The 16507-nt window shown below is 46.0% G+C and carries 14 protein-coding genes and 1 pseudogene; 7 read left to right on the top strand and 8 right to left on the bottom strand.

What is annotated here, in order from left to right; all coding sequences use genetic code 11:
- The first annotated feature begins 58 nt into the window (after positions 1-58).
- From AACQ83_RS17460 to AACQ83_RS17445, 4 genes are all read left to right on the top strand, one after another.
- Positions 59-2797, top strand: coding sequence for a fimbria/pilus outer membrane usher protein (locus tag AACQ83_RS17460; RefSeq protein WP_240000843.1), 2739 nt, complete (start codon positions 59-61; stop codon positions 2795-2797).
- Between the two features lie 168 nt (positions 2798-2965).
- Entirely contained in the window at positions 2966-4267 is a 1302-nt protein-coding gene (locus AACQ83_RS17455) for a hypothetical protein (RefSeq protein WP_146747916.1), read from the top strand.
- A gap of 131 nt (positions 4268-4398) precedes the next feature.
- On the top strand, positions 4399-4890 hold the full coding sequence (locus tag AACQ83_RS17450) for a CaiF/GrlA family transcriptional regulator (RefSeq protein ID WP_112878902.1): 492 nt from the start codon (positions 4399-4401) through the stop codon (positions 4888-4890).
- A gap of 35 nt (positions 4891-4925) precedes the next feature.
- Positions 4926-5387 carry a hypothetical protein gene (locus AACQ83_RS17445; RefSeq protein WP_146747915.1) on the top strand — a complete coding sequence of 154 codons (462 nt, stop codon included), beginning with the start codon at positions 4926-4928 and terminating at the stop codon, positions 5385-5387.
- On the opposite strand, the gene spoT is transcribed toward AACQ83_RS17445, so the two are convergent.
- From spoT to gmk, 3 genes are read right to left on the bottom strand one after another with little or no spacing between them, the layout of a single operon-like run.
- Positions 5319-7436 (bottom strand): bifunctional GTP diphosphokinase/guanosine-3',5'-bis pyrophosphate 3'-pyrophosphohydrolase, encoded by a 2118-nt coding sequence (gene spoT, locus AACQ83_RS17440; protein WP_112878900.1) that lies wholly within the window; start codon positions 7434-7436, stop codon positions 5319-5321. The genes AACQ83_RS17445 and spoT overlap by 69 nt on opposite strands.
- Before the next feature lie 17 nt (positions 7437-7453).
- Positions 7454-7729 carry a DNA-directed RNA polymerase subunit omega gene (rpoZ, locus tag AACQ83_RS17435; RefSeq protein WP_011144672.1) on the bottom strand — a complete coding sequence of 92 codons (276 nt, stop codon included), beginning with the start codon at positions 7727-7729 and terminating at the stop codon, positions 7454-7456.
- A gap of 54 nt (positions 7730-7783) precedes the next feature.
- Positions 7784-8407, bottom strand: coding sequence for a guanylate kinase (gene gmk / locus AACQ83_RS17430; RefSeq protein WP_112878899.1), 624 nt, complete (start codon positions 8405-8407; stop codon positions 7784-7786).
- Positions 8408-8685: 278 nt separating this feature from the next.
- Between gmk and AACQ83_RS17425 the strand changes: the two genes are divergently transcribed.
- From AACQ83_RS17425 to AACQ83_RS17415, 3 genes and pseudogenes are all read left to right on the top strand, one after another.
- The gene (locus AACQ83_RS17425; RefSeq protein WP_036778383.1) at positions 8686-8868 is read left to right on the top strand and encodes a type II toxin-antitoxin system HicA family toxin; all 183 of its coding nucleotides are present in this window, start codon (positions 8686-8688) and stop codon (positions 8866-8868) included.
- Between the two features lie 17 nt (positions 8869-8885).
- Complete coding sequence (locus AACQ83_RS17420) at positions 8886-9314, top strand: hypothetical protein (RefSeq protein WP_112878898.1); 429 nt, start codon at positions 8886-8888, stop codon at positions 9312-9314.
- 140 nt (positions 9315-9454) lie between these two features.
- Positions 9455-9616: pseudogene (locus AACQ83_RS17415) on the top strand (zinc ribbon domain-containing protein); the annotation flags it as partial.
- 78 nt (positions 9617-9694) lie between these two features.
- Here AACQ83_RS17415 and AACQ83_RS17410 read toward each other — a convergent pair.
- The 5 genes from AACQ83_RS17410 to AACQ83_RS17390 form a co-directional block, all read right to left on the bottom strand.
- Complete coding sequence (locus tag AACQ83_RS17410; RefSeq protein WP_112878897.1) at positions 9695-10870, bottom strand: RCC1 domain-containing protein; 1176 nt, start codon at positions 10868-10870, stop codon at positions 9695-9697.
- Between the two features lie 235 nt (positions 10871-11105).
- Positions 11106-12365 carry an RCC1 domain-containing protein gene (locus AACQ83_RS17405; RefSeq protein WP_112878896.1) on the bottom strand — a complete coding sequence of 420 codons (1260 nt, stop codon included), beginning with the start codon at positions 12363-12365 and terminating at the stop codon, positions 11106-11108.
- A gap of 604 nt (positions 12366-12969) precedes the next feature.
- Positions 12970-13659, bottom strand: a complete 690-nt coding sequence (locus AACQ83_RS17400) for a hypothetical protein (protein ID WP_112878895.1) — start codon at positions 13657-13659, stop codon at positions 12970-12972.
- Positions 13660-14197: 538 nt separating this feature from the next.
- Positions 14198-15091 (bottom strand): hypothetical protein, encoded by an 894-nt coding sequence (locus AACQ83_RS17395; protein ID WP_240000842.1) that lies wholly within the window; start codon positions 15089-15091, stop codon positions 14198-14200.
- A gap of 430 nt (positions 15092-15521) precedes the next feature.
- Entirely contained in the window at positions 15522-16406 is an 885-nt protein-coding gene (locus AACQ83_RS17390) for an IS982 family transposase (RefSeq protein ID WP_112879929.1), read from the bottom strand.
- Between the last annotated feature and the right edge of the window lie 101 nt (positions 16407-16507).

Below are 16507 nucleotides of genomic sequence, written 5' to 3'. Positions count from 1 at the left end.
GACAGAATAGATATGAGCAATGAACCTCTATATGTTAAATAAGAGATGGCAATTAAGAATGAAAGTGTTGATTCCGGCAATAAGCCGTCGTTCAAAACGGCCGTCTACTTGTTGTCGTTGTGTAAATCAAGGTATTTTTACTTCTCTTACCCTATCAAAGCACCAAATGGGGGGGTCTCTCGTTTTTTGTCGGGTGATGCTGGCATTTCTGACGGGATGGAGCGCTCAGGCAACAGCGCGTGATTATTTTGATCCGGCTTTATTGGACTTTGGTTCGAATTCCGGTCAACCGGTAGACTTATCACAGTTTGAGACCGTAGGAGGTCAGGCGCCGGGAACTTACCGTGTTGATATCTACGTGAATGGTACTTTTTTTGATACGCGTGATATTACGTTCCAGCGTCATAGCGAGGGTAATGCCGAGCTGACGCCGGTACTTACCCCAGATTTGTTGGAAGCGGCTGGTGTTAATATCAGCGGTATACCAGCATTGAAAGCATTGCCGGTGGATAAGCCGATAGAGAGTCCGTTGGGTAAATTGATTCCCCAAGCGGCGGCCCGCTTGAACTTTTCCCAGATGCAGCTGAATGTGAGCGTACCCCAAATAGCGATGAAGCCTTCAACGAATGGCCTGGTTGATCCGAAGTTATGGCAGGAGGGCATTCCGGCTTTTTTACTGAACTACAGCATCAATGGCAGCCAGAATCAGCGCTCACAATTTGGTAATAAACAGACTAATCAGAGTCTGTTCGGTAGCTTCAATTCTAGATTGAATCTGGGGGCCTGGCGTCTTCGTAATACGGCTACTTATTCTTATAACACTCAAACTTATAACCGGTATGACTCATTCAATGACGCAGTGAAAAAAACAACCGAATCCCAGCAACGTTGGAACTTTCAGCAAACCTATTTGCAGCGGGACGTGGTGGCGTTACGCAGTGATCTGACGATAGGGGATACCTCGACCGGTAGTGTGGCAGGTCAGGTGTTTGATGGTTTTCCTTATCGTGGTATTGGGCTTGCCACCAGTGACCCGATGATGCCCGGCAGGCTGAGTGGTTTTGCGCCGATTATCAGTGGGATAGCTAAATCTAATGCTCAGATTACGGTGACGCAGAATGGCAGTGTGATTTATCAAACCAACGTGGCACCCGGTCCATTTCGTATCACAGACTTGGTGGGCAGCAGTGTCGGGGGAGACTTACAGGTAACGATAACTGAGGCCGATGGTACTCATCATGGGTTCACTCAGGCCTATTCCAGTCTGCCTATGATGTTGCGGCAGGGGCAATTCAAGTACGAAGTGGCAGCCGGGCGTTATTACAGTAGTGGATATGGCAGCGGCATACGTAAGCCGGTGTTTGGTATGGCCTCGATGATTTACGGTCTGCCTGGTAACGTCACGTTATACGGTGGTGGCCTGGTGGCGCAATCGTACCAATCTGCGGCGCTGGGAACTGGGCTCTCTCTGGGTATGATGGGGGCATTATCTGCGGATATCACGACTTCCCGGACCCGGTTACAAAATACGCCTGACATCCTGCGTGGGGAATCTTACCGCGCTAAATATTCGAAAAGTATGCTGACCACTGGCACGACAGTGGATTTAACCGCGTACCGCTATTCCACACGTAATTACCTGAGTTTTTCGGATGCGAATACTCAAGGCTACAGTGTTTGGGGAGAACTCCCTTCTTGGATGTCTGAGCGGCGACGCAGTAGTTGGCAGATGCGACTGAGCCAGTCATTGCCCGGTAACTATTCTCTGTGGCTCAGTGGTCAGCGGGATAACTACTGGGGAAGCTCTAAAACTAACACCACACTATCGATGGGATTGAATGGTTCTTTCTACCGTGTGGGCTGGGGGCTTAATTACAGCATTGATCGCATGCGCGGTAACGGTGACTGGCCTGAGAACCGGCAAATTTCGTTGAACGTAAACGTTCCACTGAGTCTGTTTGGCTCCTATGCGGCGCTGAATAATGCGTATGCTAACTATAGTTTTTCCCGTGATAGTACGGGACGCAGTAATAACCAGTTGGGCATAGGCGGATCGGTGCTGGATGATAATAGTCTGTCTTGGAACGTATCGCAGAGTCAGGCGAATAAAGGGAGAGGGCGCAGCGGATCAGTGTCAATGGGATATCTTGGTTCCTTTGGGCAAGCCAACTTGGGATACAACTACGATTCATGGGGGGGACGTGGTGTGAACTACGGGTTTAGTGGAGGACTGATTGCACATCAGCATGGCGTTACTTTGGCATCGCGTATTGGTGATGCTGCTGTATTAGTGCGGACATCGGGGGTTGCAGGTATTCGTGTGATGAATTCCAGTTCGGTGACTACTAATCGCTGGGGATATGCGGTTGTGCCTTATGCCCAGACGTACAGCCGTAATAGTATCAGTTTAGATCCGTCATCGCTGCCGGAAGGGGCTGACATGGCACAGGGTAGCAAGAACGTATTCCCGACGAGTGGCGCGGTTGTGATGGTGGATTACCCCGTGCGTATTGGGCAGCAGTTGCTGATGAATTTGACCTATAACGGTAAGCCCGTGCCGTTTGGGGCAATGGCGGGGCTTAAAGGGGATACAGACACAAATCTGGCCGCGATAGTCGGGGAGGGTGGACAAGTGTACCTGAGTGGTATGCCACCCAGCGGGGTACTGAAAGTGAAGTGGGGCAGTACACCGGACAGGCAGTGCGAGGTGGCGTTTAACCTGGGGCCTCCTCCGGTAAAGGCGAAGGCAGATAAAAGCTGGAATCCAATGAGGCAATTGAACGAAACCTGTCGTTAAGATGAGGCAATGTGTTGTGGCTCTGCACTGACAACCTAATGTGGAAAACCATAATTATTAGGAAGAGGACCCTCTGAAAGGCGGATGTGATTTGGTCGGGATGGGGTGTATCAACGAATGAAAATTTCTAACAGGACAACTGGGAAGTTACTCCCGGTTGGGCAGCCGATGAAGACGAATAAGACATTTATTAACAAGATAAAACAGGATATGAGTTGGATGGTGGTTCATTGTCGCTGGTGGCCGATGCCGATATGGGTGGGGATGATATGCCTATCCGTGGGTATCTTTTCTTCTCCCACACTGTTCGCCGCGTCGACAATAAATTGGAATGCTGATCGCGCCATTGAAGCTCTGGGGCCTGCTCGAAAGGTAAAGTGGAGTGACGGAATAATCACTTATCCGGCAACGGGTAAAGCGACCTTAAAAGATGTGTTTCCAACACTGTCTATGAAGTGGGGTAGTAGTAAAACGTTGGATCAGGTCAAGTTCCAGATCAAAGCAGGGCACGGGGAAATTTTTAAAGTCCCGAGAGTGGTTTCAGGCAGTTACGAATGCTCAATTGAAGCCAAATTTACAAATGGTCGTCCAGGAGTAGCCATTGTACACCTTACGGTGAGCCTTAATAAGCCATATCCAGATGCAAATTATTCTGAACTATCAACGCTCAAGGCGAGAACTACTGGTAATCAGGATGATGAAAGTGTAGCAAAGGCAAAACTAAGTGACCTTTCTTTTAATGTGTCTTGTCAAGGGGTAGATTTTTCATGGGAGCGAAAGGCCGATGAAAAAGTTGAATTCGAAACCCAGAATGTTAATGCACCTGTGGGTATTTTAATTGATGGAGGGGATTTTATGTGGTGGTCTAGACCAATTCTTCCGACTATCAAAGACCCTGTAACAGTGATGTCCCCTCCGGCTTGTATTTTTGAAAGTGAGTCTAGTAATAATTTTGATTTCGGAGAGATTCGCCGGGAGCCGTCGGACGCGATATTCCCAATAGAGTTACACCGGAAAACGGTAGGTATATATGATCTATTGATAAGTGTTGCATGCAATACACCCAATGAGGAAGATACAGGCGTAGCCATTGTGAATTTTTCTACCGAGCATCTAGGTGTTGATGGTAAAAGTATAGTGATGGACACTAAGGCGGAGGGGACTAAGGACTTCGGTAACGCGTTGGAGATAAAACTGTTGCCGCGAGTTCTAGGCATACAGACTAAGCTTGTAGGCGGCAACCAGATTGGTCAGCCAGTAACATTTGGTTCTGCAGCTGACCCTAAAAGTGTGCTGGTTTTTACTGTAGATGCTAAGTCAGCCGTGAAAAAAACTAAAAATAATGTAGTGTATTATTCTCATCATTCTCTCAGCAAGTTTCTTGTGCAGCTTTGGCAAACGAAGGCGATAGACCCCAAGATTTCTGGTGAGTTCAAAACGTCTATGAAGGCAACTCTAGTCATGAAATAACGCTGCGCTGGCAAGGTATTTAAATATGGCATGGTGGCTTAGCCGCCATAGGTACTTCGTCTCAATAAATCACACTATTTCATTTCTCATGTGGTAACAAATTGACCCGTTAGTCACCAGTGGAGAGTAAAATGACAATCAATGTTAATGATTCAATGCTGCTTCAGATAAGCGGCAGCCAGACCGATTTGCCTGGAGGTCAGACTATTACCGGCAAACAAAGTAATCATGGGGATTTTCGGCTGCCAGCCTGTTTGTCTCATTTGAAGGATACACCGTTGTACATGGCAGTCGCGTATTGGGGATTATTGAAGGGGCGCGGATTTACCAAAAGTGAAATCAGCCAGGTGTTCCGAGTGACAGAACGCCGGGCAACAGATGTGATGAATTATATCTACAATGAGCGACGTGATGTGATCGCCTGTGAAAAAGTCTTCTTTCGTGAGAAACAGGGAAGTCGTCGCCTGATGCTGATTGTTACGGCAGTCGTTGAACCTATGCCCCAGAAGGGTCAGGCGGCGGTAACGAAAACGGTGAAGTCGACGCGCTCCCGGACATCATCACAAGCTAATCACATGCGTACTTGGTTTTTGCAGCGGGCTTGTGGTCCGTTTATCTCCTGAGTTGTATCACTCATGTGGTTATCTGGCGGGACATGATGGAAGACGGGTTTTTATCGGTTCTGTGTGTGATGCCTTATGGGATGCTGATAAGTCGGATGGTACTGGTTATCGGGATCATATTGTTGGCCGTCTGTGGGTTTTTATTGGGCAACAAAATTCGCTACTCGCGGTATCCCCGTATGCTGCTAGCGTATTGGTGCCGAACATGGATCTTGCCACTGTTATTTATCGCTATCGGGCTGGTATTGATGTTTGGTGTGGATGGGGCGGGTTGGTTAGACCGCATATTGGATGAGGTTGATTCAGTATTGATTGGTCTGTTCTTTGATAACCAGGATGATATGCCGCCAGCCCCATATCCGGCGACGTCATCACCGGTAGATAGCGCTGTTGGCTGTTCACCTGCTGATTTGCACGAGCTATCCGGTTTAGTTTCTGTTACGACTGACTCGCATCACATCCGGCATGATCCGGATTTTGCGCATAATATTCGCTAACTGAATACGGTCTTTAGTCGTGAGCCGGATAAAAGCACAGTAAACCCGGCCGTCTTTCTCTTCGGTATTCATACTCTGAATATTGGAATTGGCTGCATTAATGGCGGCGGTTAGATTTGCCAGCGCCCCTTGATGGTTAAACATGTCCACTTTTATTTCGGCGGTGAAATCGTTATTGATCTCTTGATCCCACTCGACGGCCATAAATTTTTCGGGTTCTTTCTGATAACCACGGATATTACGGCAAGACTCATGGTGGATAACCAACCCTTTGCCGGGGCTGATATGGGCGATGATAGGGTCACCGGGGATGGGCCGGCAACATTTGGCAAACGTAATCAGCACACCGTCAGCGCCTTTGATGGGTAATTTACGGGCGCCATTGTTGTGATAGGTATTGGTGGTATTTTCTGGCGGCGCGCCTAGCAAATTACGGGCGACGACGATACTCATGGTATTGCCAAGCCCGATTTCAGCCAGCAGATCGTCTATTGTCGAGAGTTTCATTCTCGTCAATTCTTTATTGATACTTTCCGGCGGAATATCAACCAGTTTCTTCCCACTACCCAACGCGTGATTTAACAGACGGCGGCCTAGCCCAATGGAGTCTTCTCGTTTAAGGTTTTTTAGCAACTGACGAATTTTAGCGCGGGCTTTTGAACTGACGACAAAGTTCAGCCAGGCCGCATTTGGGCGAGCGCCCGGCGCAGTAATGATCTCAACCGTTTGACCGCTGGTAAGCGGTTGAGATAATGGGTACGGTTGGCGATCAACTCGCGAGCCAACACAGGCGTGACCAATATCGGTGTGTACGGCATAAGCAAAATCGACCGGGGTGGCACCGGCAGGTAATTCCACAATGCGCCCTTTCGGGGTAAAAACGTAAATCTCATCAGGAAACAGATCAGATTTAACGCTTTCGATAAATTCAAAAGAGCTACCGGCACTTTGCTGTAATTCCAGCAGACTTTGCATCCAGCGCTGAGCACGGACTTGTGCGGCTGTACCGGATTCACCTTGTTCTTTGTAAGCCCAGTGTGCTGCGACGCCCATTTCCGCCATTTGATCCATATCTTCGGTGCGAATCTGGACTTCAACTGGCACCCCATGAGGGCCAATCAGGGAAGTGTGCAGGGATTGATAGCCATTGGCCTTAGGGATGGCAATGTAATCTTTGACTCTGCCCGGGCGGGGTTTATACAGGCTGTGCATCTGCCCCAAAACCCGATAGCAGATATCAACATTATTAACGATGACCCGAAAAGCATAGATATCCATAATCGAATGAAAACGTTGCTCTTTGAGGTGCATTTTCTGGTAAATAGAATAGAGATGTTTTTCCCTACCGCTGACTTTGCACTCGATATTTGCTTCAGCCAGCCTGCCTGCGATTTCAGACAAAATTTTCTGGATCATCTCCTTACGGTTACCTCGGGCCGCTTTTACCACTTCTTTGATAACCCGGTAGCGGTTAGGGTGAAGGGCTTCAAACCCTAGCTCTTCTAACTCCGTTTTCAGATGATGGATACCCAAACGATGGGCTAAGGGACTGTAGATCTCTAACGTTTCCCGGGCGATACGGCGGCGCTTATCTGGGCGTAACGCGCCGAGCGTGCGCATATTGTGGGTACGGTCTGCCAGTTTGATCAAAATGACGCGGATATCCTGCACCATTGCCATGACCATTTTGCGGAAATTTTCCGCTTGTGCCTCTTTTTTATCGCGGAAATTCAGCTTATCAAGTTTGGAAACCCCTTCGACTAACCCGGCAACCACAGGGCCGAAAGGCTGGGCGATATCCTGAAAGGTGGCGGGCGTGTCTTCAATAACATCATGCAACAAGGCGGCCATCAGCGTTTCATGGTCGAGACGCATCTCGGCCAAAATACAGGCAACTGCGACAGGATGAGTAATGTAAGGCTCACCGCTGGTACGGGTTTGCCCTTCATGGGCATCTCGCGCAACAGAGTAAGCCTGCTTGAGGAGCTCAATCTGAGCCCCGGGCAGGTATTTCTGGGCAAGCTGATTCAGGCTTTCGAACAGATACAAGGCAGACCTACCGTAGATTAACGACGACTTTCCGCGATAGCGGAAACCGCCTGCATTTCTGCGGCTTCCTGCTCTTGTTGTTCCTGGCGTTCACGCACGTCCAGAATTTTACCGTTGATCAGGCCCTCTTCCACTTCACGCAGAGCGATAACCGTGACTTTATCGTTCTCTTCAGCAACCAGAGGATCTTTACCACCTGTTTGCAGTTGACGTGCTCGACGAGCGGCGACCAACACCAGGTCAAAACGGTTACCAATTTTTTCTACAGCGTCTTGAACAGTTACGCGTGCCATATGTGTGCGACTCCACAGGTAAAGAAATGACTGGGCATCATACTGAAACTTGGTTCAGTCTGCCAATAATTTGCTGATTAAAGCATCATGCCGTTGTGCCTGGCGCTCCCGATGCAGGCGTTCTGAACGGATGATGGTGTGCAGATCGGCCAATGCAGTATTGAAATCATCATTAACGATTAAATAATCATACTCGTTATAGTGAACCATTTCTGCAACGGCTTGATCCATGCGTTTTTCAATAATATCTTCACTATCCTGCCCTCGACCGCGCAGACGGCGACAGAGCTCTTCTTTTGACGGCGGCAGGATAAAAATGCTGCGGGCAAAGGGCATTTGTTTGCGGATCTGCTGCGCTCCTTGCCAATCGATATCAAGAAAAACATCAACGCCACTGGCAAGGGTGTCTTCAATCACTTTTCGGGATGTGCCGTAATAATTACCGAAAACACGGGCGTGTTCCAGAAATTCATGGTTACTGATCATCTGACGAAAGACTTCTTCCGTGACAAAGAAATAGTGCTCACCCTGATTTTCACCGGGACGCATTGCACGTGTGGTATGGGAAACAGAAACCTGAGTATCATACAGAGGTTGAGTCTTTAACAAAGCCTGAATCAGGCTTGATTTACCCGCTCCGCTTGGCGCGGAGACAATATATAACGTGCCTTGGATCATGGTGGTATCTTGGTTGATTGGATAATAATTAAATAAGGCAGAATAAAATTCTTATAACAGTATACACGTACCCATTCACACATGTCGCGTTGCCGATGCATTTCCGCCGAAATTTTCTTAAGGGAAAAATTGCCAATGGATATTTTGTATCGCCAAGGGGTTGACTTCTTTAGTTAAAATTTTGCTCTATGTATTATCACAACTGTTGTTGAATGAAACAAAAATGTTGTATTTGCTGTTTTATGTGTCATCATCGCTTGGTCGAAAAGGAGGCATGGATGAAATACAGTGAGTTCCGCCGATGGCTAATTTCTCAAGGAGTTTTAATTGAGAAGGCTAGAGGTGGAGGAAGCCACCGCAAGGTATCCATAAACGGTAAATCGTCGGTTTTCCCCGATCATGGTTCCAAAGAAATTCCGGAACCATTGAGAAAGAAAATAATGAAGGATCTGGGGCTTTAAATTTCAAGGGAGGTACTATGTTTAATTATCCCATAAAGCTGGAATATGACGAAGAAACGGGAAGTTATGTGGCTAGTTGTCGAGATCTTCCCTTATTCAACTCGGTAGGTGACTCAGTGGATGAAGCGCTTCTCGAATCTATTGATGGGTTGATTACGGCTATTTCTATAGAAATAGGCGAACGTCGGCCTATACCTGAAGCATCAGTGTTGGAGGAAGGTGAATACGTCGTCAGTCTTCCTATTCTCGTCGTAATGAAAGTGGCATTGCATAATGCAATGATAGAAACAGGAACACGCAAAGCAGATCTTGCGCGTCGGTTGGGGCAAAAGGGGCCACAGATTGATAGGCTTCTTGATGTTGAACATTCATCAAAGGTTGAAATAGTTGAACTGGCTTTGCATCAGTTAAATAGAAAGCTGGATATAGCAGTTCATACTGCATGACATCATTAATTTAAGAAGCACTATAATATCCGACGCATTGAGATGAAAAAGCGCGTTATTTTGAGCGTTTTTACTGTCTTAAAAGGGCAGCGCTAACCGCGGCAAGGCCCGATTACGTCTGGCGGCAGTCCATGAGCGGGCGGATCTGGCAATGCCCTTTCTGTCGAGTCGAACATGACCGCGATATCAATGCGGCGATCAACATCCAGCGCAAGGGCATAACAGCATTACAGGCGGCGGGACTCGTCGTTTCTGCCCACGGAGGCCAGCGTAAATCCGTCATAAAGACGGTTGCGGCCTGAGAAGTGGGAAGCCTCGCCGTTTTTTACGGCGGGGAGCAGTCACCGGGTTACAATGAAAGAGTATGGCTTAATCGGCAATTAATCGTATTCACCATGTGCTTTAATATCCCCGCCTCCCCAGCCAACTCGTTTGCCATTTGTTCGCAAAGCCGTAAAGGCGCGCCCCGATGAGTCTAAGCTGACAATATCCTGCAATTTAGCGATTTCGGGCGGAATAAACCCACCGGTACTTGGCTTCCCCCAGGCAACGACACTACGGTCCGCCCGCAGGGCCGCGAAAGCAGAATTTGTTGCACTCAGGCCGACGATATCGTTCAGTTGAGCAATATCGAGTGGGAGTATGCCACCATTATCTATATTTCCCCAAGCAACGACACTACGGTTTGCCCGTAAGGCCGAGAAAGCAGAATTTGTCGAACTTAGGCTGACAATATCATTCAGCCGAGCAATTTTTGATGGGACATCATTCTTATCACTCCTTCCCCAAACAACAACGCTGCGGTTTGCCCGTAGGGCAGCGAAAGCATCATTATTTGCACTTAAACTGACAATATCATTCAGCTGAGCCATGTCTGATGGGACATAATTATAACTACCGGCCCAAGCAATAACGCTGCGGTCGGCTCGCAAGGCGACGAAACTATCATATGCTGAACTTAAACTGACAATATCGTTCAGTTGAGCAATATCAGGTGGGAGTTCGCCACTGTAGTACTCATTGCTCCAAGTAACGACGCTACGGTCGGCTCGCAAGGCGACAAAGGAGTATTGTGTGGTACTTAAACTGACAATATCGTTCAGTTGAGCAATATCAGGTGGGGTTTTGCCATCGTAGAACTCATCCCCCCAATTAACGACGCTACGGTCGGCTCGCAAGGCGGCAAAGGCGTATTGTGTGGCACTTAAACTGACAATATCGTTCAGTTCAGCAATCTCAGGTGGGATTTTGCCACCGTAGCGCGCATCTCCCCAGGCAACGACGCTGAGGTCGGCTCGCAAGGCGGCGAAAGCACCACTTGTTGCACTTAAACTGACAATATCGCTCAGTTGAGCAATTTCAGGTGGGATTTCGCCACCGTAGCGCGTATCCCCCCAGGCAACGATATGGCCATTCTGTAATAATATGGCGGTTCCAAAGTCATTAGAGTCTATGACGTCATTGCTACCATAGCTGATAGTTTTTCTTCCAGATCGTTGTTTGATAAAAGTGTCTTTGGTCTCTGTGCTGAATGAGAACTCGTTATGTTGATTCATATCACTCTCCTGATAGGCTGTGTCGGATTTATTTGTAGGAATTCTGCGCCGCAAAACCTATTTCTTCCCCGTCAAACTGGGTTTCTGCTTAAAGGATGTAAGCACCTGTATTGCGGTATTCGATTTGCTGGCGGTCAACGCAGTGTGTTAACCCGTTCATAACAGGTGAAGAGATTATGAGGATTAACTCAATTTTCAGGCCAGCGTCTCTCCTGCTAAAAGACACATTTACTGATTAATCGTATTCACCATGTGCTTCGGCATCTCCTCCTCCCCAACCTGCCCTGCGGCCATCTGCTCGCAAGGCTGCAAATGCAGAGTTTGATGCGCTCAGGCTAACGATATCCTTCAACTTAGCAATTTCCGGTGGCACATAACCACCGCGACTTGGTTGTCCCCAGGCAACGACGCTGCCATCTGCCCGCAGAGCTGCGAAAGCACTACATGTTACACTCAGGCTGACGATATCGTTCAGTTGAGCAATCTTAAGTGGTAATGTTCCACCCGTGTCGATATTTCCCCAGGCAACCACACTGCGGTTTTCCCGTAGGACTGCAAATGAGCCTGTAAATCGCGATAATGAACCTGTTGTTGAGTGTAGGCTGACGATATCTTTTAATGCGGCAATTTCGGGGGGTGGGATTAGACCACTGCCCATATCATCTTCCCAGGAAACGACGCTGTGGTCTGCCCGTAGGGCTGCGACATAATCATAATTGGTAGTTATGCTAACGATATCTTGTAATTTGGCGATTTCTGGCGGGATAATTTCCACACCCCAAGAGACAACGCTGCCGTTCGCTCGTAGGGCCACGAAAGTATTATTTGTTGAGTGTAGGCTGACAATATCCTTTAATGCGGCAATTTCGGGTGGGGTTGGCAAAAAATCCAATCCCCAGGAGACGACGCTGCCATCTGCCCGTAAGGCGGCAAAAGATTGCTCTGTTGTGCTTAGGCTGATGATATTGTGTAGCGATAATCCACACATTCTTGGCAGAGCCGTGTTTAAAAAATCCACTGCTCCCCAAGAGACTATGCTGCCGTCCGCCCGCAGGCCCGTGAAAACATCTCTTATTGGAATTGAACTCACGCTGACAATATTCTTCATCTTATCCACTGATGCTGAGGGGAGTAGGCCATTGATGAATGGACCCCAGGTAGACACGCGGCCATCTGCCTGCAAGGCTGCAAATGCAGAGTGTGTTGCGCTTAGGCTGACGATACCTTGCGATTCGGCAAATTCGGCAATTGATGGCGGGACTTCCTGTGTATCATACCGGGTTTTTCCCCAAGTGATCACTCTGCCATTTTGCAATAACATGGCGGTTTTCAATTTAATAGAAATGTTATTTTCCGGTAACGAATCGTCTGCCAATTCAATAGAGACGATGGAGGTATTGCCACCAGAGTTACTTTCTCTTCCTGATTTTAGGTTTTGCTTGATAAAACGATCACCGGTAGCCATGTTTGATGAGAGATGGTCATTTTGGTTCATATTGGCTCTCCTAAATAAGGTTAATATTGGGTTTGCTTTTACCTATAAGATAAAATCGGTTTATCGCGAGTTAAGCTAGATTTATATTGCTACTGGATAACATTACCTGTTATTTGAATAAAAAGATAATAGAAAAACACGATCAGTTTATAATTTTGTGGATGTATTCCAGTAAAGAAAATATCACATAAATTGAGGTGTTATACGAATGAAAGTATTGAAAGAATAACATGAAAAGGTAAACGGATAATATGATTGAACGTGAATGATGTGACTCAGAAGAGTTAAACACGACGTAATGATATTAAATAGTTAGTGTAAATATTAACAGTTACAGTAATTGGTTATTTACTTCTCATTTGAAGTGAGAAGTTATCGCTTTTTTAATTTTTATTGGAAAATCAGTATAATAACTTGAATTGAATATTGTGATATTTCAGATTGATAAAAAACAAGGTGAATGATAACTCAGTATATTATCCGTATTCATTGGATATTCAACCGGGGATTGTTCCCCGGTTGTCTGGTTAAAGATTTTCATTGTGTTGCTATCACTTCATCCCAGATAAATGACCTTTACTCTTAGTTTCTGCTGGTTATTATTTTATTCATTGGGTAAAAGGATGGCAGGATCTTTAAAATTGGGATTTAAATCAACGGGTGCAGACCAGAGCACAAGGCTATAGATCACATTTTGGCTATCTTGGCTGTCTTGCATTATAATTAACGGCACCCCATTTTCCCAGTTATTTTCGAATTGAACTTGCTCTTCAGGTTTTCGCTGCCATGAAAAACCCGTTCCTTCGCAAGATACTTCGTAACACAGATCGAGTAGCTTAGACTCCATTACGTTACTGTCCCCTTTGAACCATTGGGGCTCATTATTTTCAACGATTGCATCCGTATAAAGTGTTATGGTGGCCTCTCCTGGCAGGCCATCTTTGCGGGAGGCTATTATCTTACAAGTGTACTTTCCTGTAACAACATGTGGAACAATGAAGATTCGGTTTTTCGTTTTAATCCAGAACATCATATCTTTTAACACTGCGGTATCAGGTAAACGTGTCCCTGGAAAATCGAAATGTGGATCACCTTTAGGAAAGACTAAGGTACTCGTCCCACTTTCCGGATAACGAACCAATTTATCGTTATTCTCTTTCCCATATATCTTCGGGTTTCCGAGAGCTAAAATGGCTTTTTCAGGAACCCAGTCTATGATTTGAGGATTACTCGTGATTTGAGGTCGACTAGGTTGTTTATACTCATGAGCATAATATTCTTTAGAAGTTTTCATTTATTGCTGTAATCCCCTCCCGGTTAAATTATATCGACCTTTCAGAGATTCTCCTTTTTCCGATTATTATTTTCTGTATCCGGGTACCCGTGCAAGCTGTCATTACACGTTACCTCATTGGATTTTAGCTCTTACTGCCGTCAGTTTTTACTGGCGGTATTTCTATCGATAAGGTAAAACCTACTCTTGTGAGTTAAGCCAGATTTATATTGTCGCTGAATAACATTACCTGTTATTTGCATAGAAAGATAGTAGAAAAAAGTGATTGGTTGATAATCTGGCGGATGTATTCCGGTAAAGAAAATATCACATACATTGAGATGTCATACGAATGAAAGTATTGAAAGAGTAACGCGAACGAGTAAATAAATAATAGGGTTAAGCGTGAATGAGGCAGGTCTGGAGGAATTAATGTTCGAATGGTAATATTTAAATGGTTTACGTAAAAACTGACCGTTAATGGAAACGGGTTATCTATTTCCAATGTACTTCGAGTGCTCAACCGGGGATGACTCCCCGGTTGTTCTATTAACGATTTTTATTTATTGCGGCTATCTGCCCTTCTCACCCCGGATAGATTATCTGGGTTATCACAGGGATCTGGCTTCGCTAGGTTAGCACTGCCCGTACTATCCGTACTAGTAGATCTCTGGATGGCTGGGTCTTTAAACCTATTATTCGGATTGTTGTCTGGTGGTGTCCAGAAAGCAACATTATGAATCCAATTGCAGGTGTCTTGCATTTCAATTGAGGGTACCCCGTTTTCCCACTTACTTTCCAATTCAAATTTCTCTTCGGGTTTACGCTCCCATGAAAATCCGGTCCCTAGGCAGTTTACTGTGTAAGTCAGGTCGTTCACGTTAGATTCCATAACATTTTTGTCTCCCTTGAACCAGTAGATGTCTGGATTGACAACGATAGCATCCGTATAGAGGGTCACTGTGGCTTTCCCTGGAGATCTATCTTTACGTTTGGCAACCATCTTACAGGTATACTTACCTGTAACCACATGTGGCACCTTGAAGAGTCTGTATTGTGCTCTAACCCAGAACATGCCGTCTTTTAGCATCATCTCTTTTCCTATCGGTTTTGGAAAATTATGATCTATTACTGTCGGAAAGACATTCAATAAGGTACTGGTACCCACTTCTGGGTAACGAATTGGCTTACCGTTGTTGTCTTTCCCATTTATCACCGGATTCCCGAGAGCTTTGATTGCCCAACTTGGGTTCCAATTGGGTGTAGCAGCGGCAAATACCGAGGTGGAAAAGAGCGCCCCTACAGACACGCACATCATCCATACCGGCCACTGGCGGTAATGTGCCGTTATCCGGCCAATATCCTGCTTCATTCTGTTGATGAATGTGTTACCCGCATTCATGGGATATTCAGATGGGGATAGCTCCCCAGTTGTTACGTGAGAAATTTTCATTTATTGCTGTAATCCCGTCCCGGTCAAATGACATCGACCTTTCAGAGATTCCCCTTTTTCCGGTTATTATTTTCTGCATCGGGTACCCGTGCAGGTCGTTACTACACGTTATCTGTCTTAATGACAGGTTTTGTTCAATTAGCCTCTGGACTCCGGCTCTTATTCACCTCCTGTTTATCGGAGGAAACCCAAGTCAAATACCACTTTGCACTGACTGTCCGCATTACCTTATGTTGCTTTCCGAGCCTTTATACCCGTCATCTTTCAAGTTGCCTCTTTGTTGGCTGCACTCACTCACCCCGGTCACATAGTTATCTATGCTCCCGGGGATTCGCTCCCTTGCCGCCGCGATGCATCTTGAAATCCATAGGGTATAGGTATATTTGCCTACCATTTTCTGCTATTACTATCGCCGCTAGATTTATTAACCTCAACTCTGCTTAAGCATTGCGATTTCCTGAGCACGTAAACCTAAGCTCGGCTTTTTCGGTTGGAACGTATAAGCAATTAAGCCTGATACCACCTCCAACAAAAAGCCGACAATGCTCCGATGCCTTGAATGTTCTATCTGAGAGATATTTTTCAATTGGTCATTCACGGTTTCTATTAAAAACCGTTTTCTTAACATTACCTTATCCCAAAGTGATAAAAATTTCGCTTTCATATTGCGACGAACGTTGGTAATGAGCGTAATGCCTTCTTCTTTCAGTTCATCGCATAACGCCTGTGATAAATACCCTTTGTCACCATACAGATGTCCAGATAATTCTTTCACCAATTCCTTAACGGGTTCGCGATCGTCAGTATTTCCCGGGGTTAATTTGACGGAGACGATCTCACCACAATCGGTAATGATTAAATGAAGTTTAAAACCATAAAACCATCCTGTGCTCGTTTTTCCCCGTTTTGCGACGCCATCAAAAACCTGATTTCGGGGAATACGCGCATTATGGCAAACGGCGATTTTGGTGGAATCAATAAAAGCAATACCCTGTGATTTGACTTTGCGTGAAGAAAGAAAAGCGCACAAAGGAATAATGGCTCTTTTCTTCAATGTTATTATCCGGTTATAACTCACCAATCCGGGAAATTCAGCGGTAAGGAAGGGTTGTACATACTCCGTATAAAACCCTTTGAAATGACGATAATGGCTCATGTGAAATAAAATCAGGATAGTTATCACTTCACTGAGAGACAGTGATGTGGCGCGATGGCGTTTAAGCTGGTTATTTGCGATAAGCTGTTGCTCCCACATTGGCATAAATTTTTGGCAAAAATCATCGACGCAGCAGTAAAGTTCTTCTAAAGTAGTCATAGCCTGAGGATCCCCACGATTTTGTTTTCTAAGCAAAAACTTTGATCGTGCCTCAGGCACTTAGTTCCTTTTTTCTTTTCTTCCTTATCCAGAGTTCAGGT

It is taken from the genome of Photorhabdus sp. S10-54 (assembly GCF_963878145.1).
Lineage (GTDB): Bacteria > Pseudomonadota > Gammaproteobacteria > Enterobacterales > Enterobacteriaceae > Photorhabdus > Photorhabdus kayaii.
Note: the sequence above shows the minus strand (reverse complement) of the source record. Positions and strands in the feature narration are given on the sequence as shown.

Excerpts from the sequence above, each read along its gene's own strand:
- AACQ83_RS17455 (WP_146747916.1), top strand. The coding sequence starts at position 2,966 with ATGAAGACGAATAAGACATTTATTAACAAGATAAAACAGGATATGAGT.
- AACQ83_RS17410 (WP_112878897.1), bottom strand. The coding sequence starts at position 10,870 with ATGAATCAACATAACGAGTTCTCATTCAGCACAGAGACCAAAGACACT.
- AACQ83_RS17460 (WP_240000843.1), top strand. The coding sequence starts at position 59 with ATGAAAGTGTTGATTCCGGCAATAAGCCGTCGTTCAAAACGGCCGTCT.
- rpoZ (WP_011144672.1), bottom strand. The coding sequence starts at position 7,729 with ATGGCACGCGTAACTGTTCAAGACGCTGTAGAAAAAATTGGTAACCGT.
- AACQ83_RS17445 (WP_146747915.1), top strand. The coding sequence starts at position 4,926 with ATGGAAGACGGGTTTTTATCGGTTCTGTGTGTGATGCCTTATGGGATG.
- AACQ83_RS17405 (WP_112878896.1), bottom strand. The coding sequence starts at position 12,365 with ATGAACCAAAATGACCATCTCTCATCAAACATGGCTACCGGTGATCGT.
- AACQ83_RS17390 (WP_112879929.1), bottom strand. The coding sequence starts at position 16,406 with ATGACTACTTTAGAAGAACTTTACTGCTGCGTCGATGATTTTTGCCAA.
- AACQ83_RS17395 (WP_240000842.1), bottom strand. The coding sequence starts at position 15,091 with ATGAAAATTTCTCACGTAACAACTGGGGAGCTATCCCCATCTGAATAT.
- AACQ83_RS17400 (WP_112878895.1), bottom strand. The coding sequence starts at position 13,659 with ATGAAAACTTCTAAAGAATATTATGCTCATGAGTATAAACAACCTAGT.
- gmk (WP_112878899.1), bottom strand. The coding sequence starts at position 8,407 with ATGATCCAAGGCACGTTATATATTGTCTCCGCGCCAAGCGGAGCGGGT.
- AACQ83_RS17425 (WP_036778383.1), top strand. The coding sequence starts at position 8,686 with ATGAAATACAGTGAGTTCCGCCGATGGCTAATTTCTCAAGGAGTTTTA.
- AACQ83_RS17450 (WP_112878902.1), top strand. The coding sequence starts at position 4,399 with ATGACAATCAATGTTAATGATTCAATGCTGCTTCAGATAAGCGGCAGC.
- AACQ83_RS17420 (WP_112878898.1), top strand. The coding sequence starts at position 8,886 with ATGTTTAATTATCCCATAAAGCTGGAATATGACGAAGAAACGGGAAGT.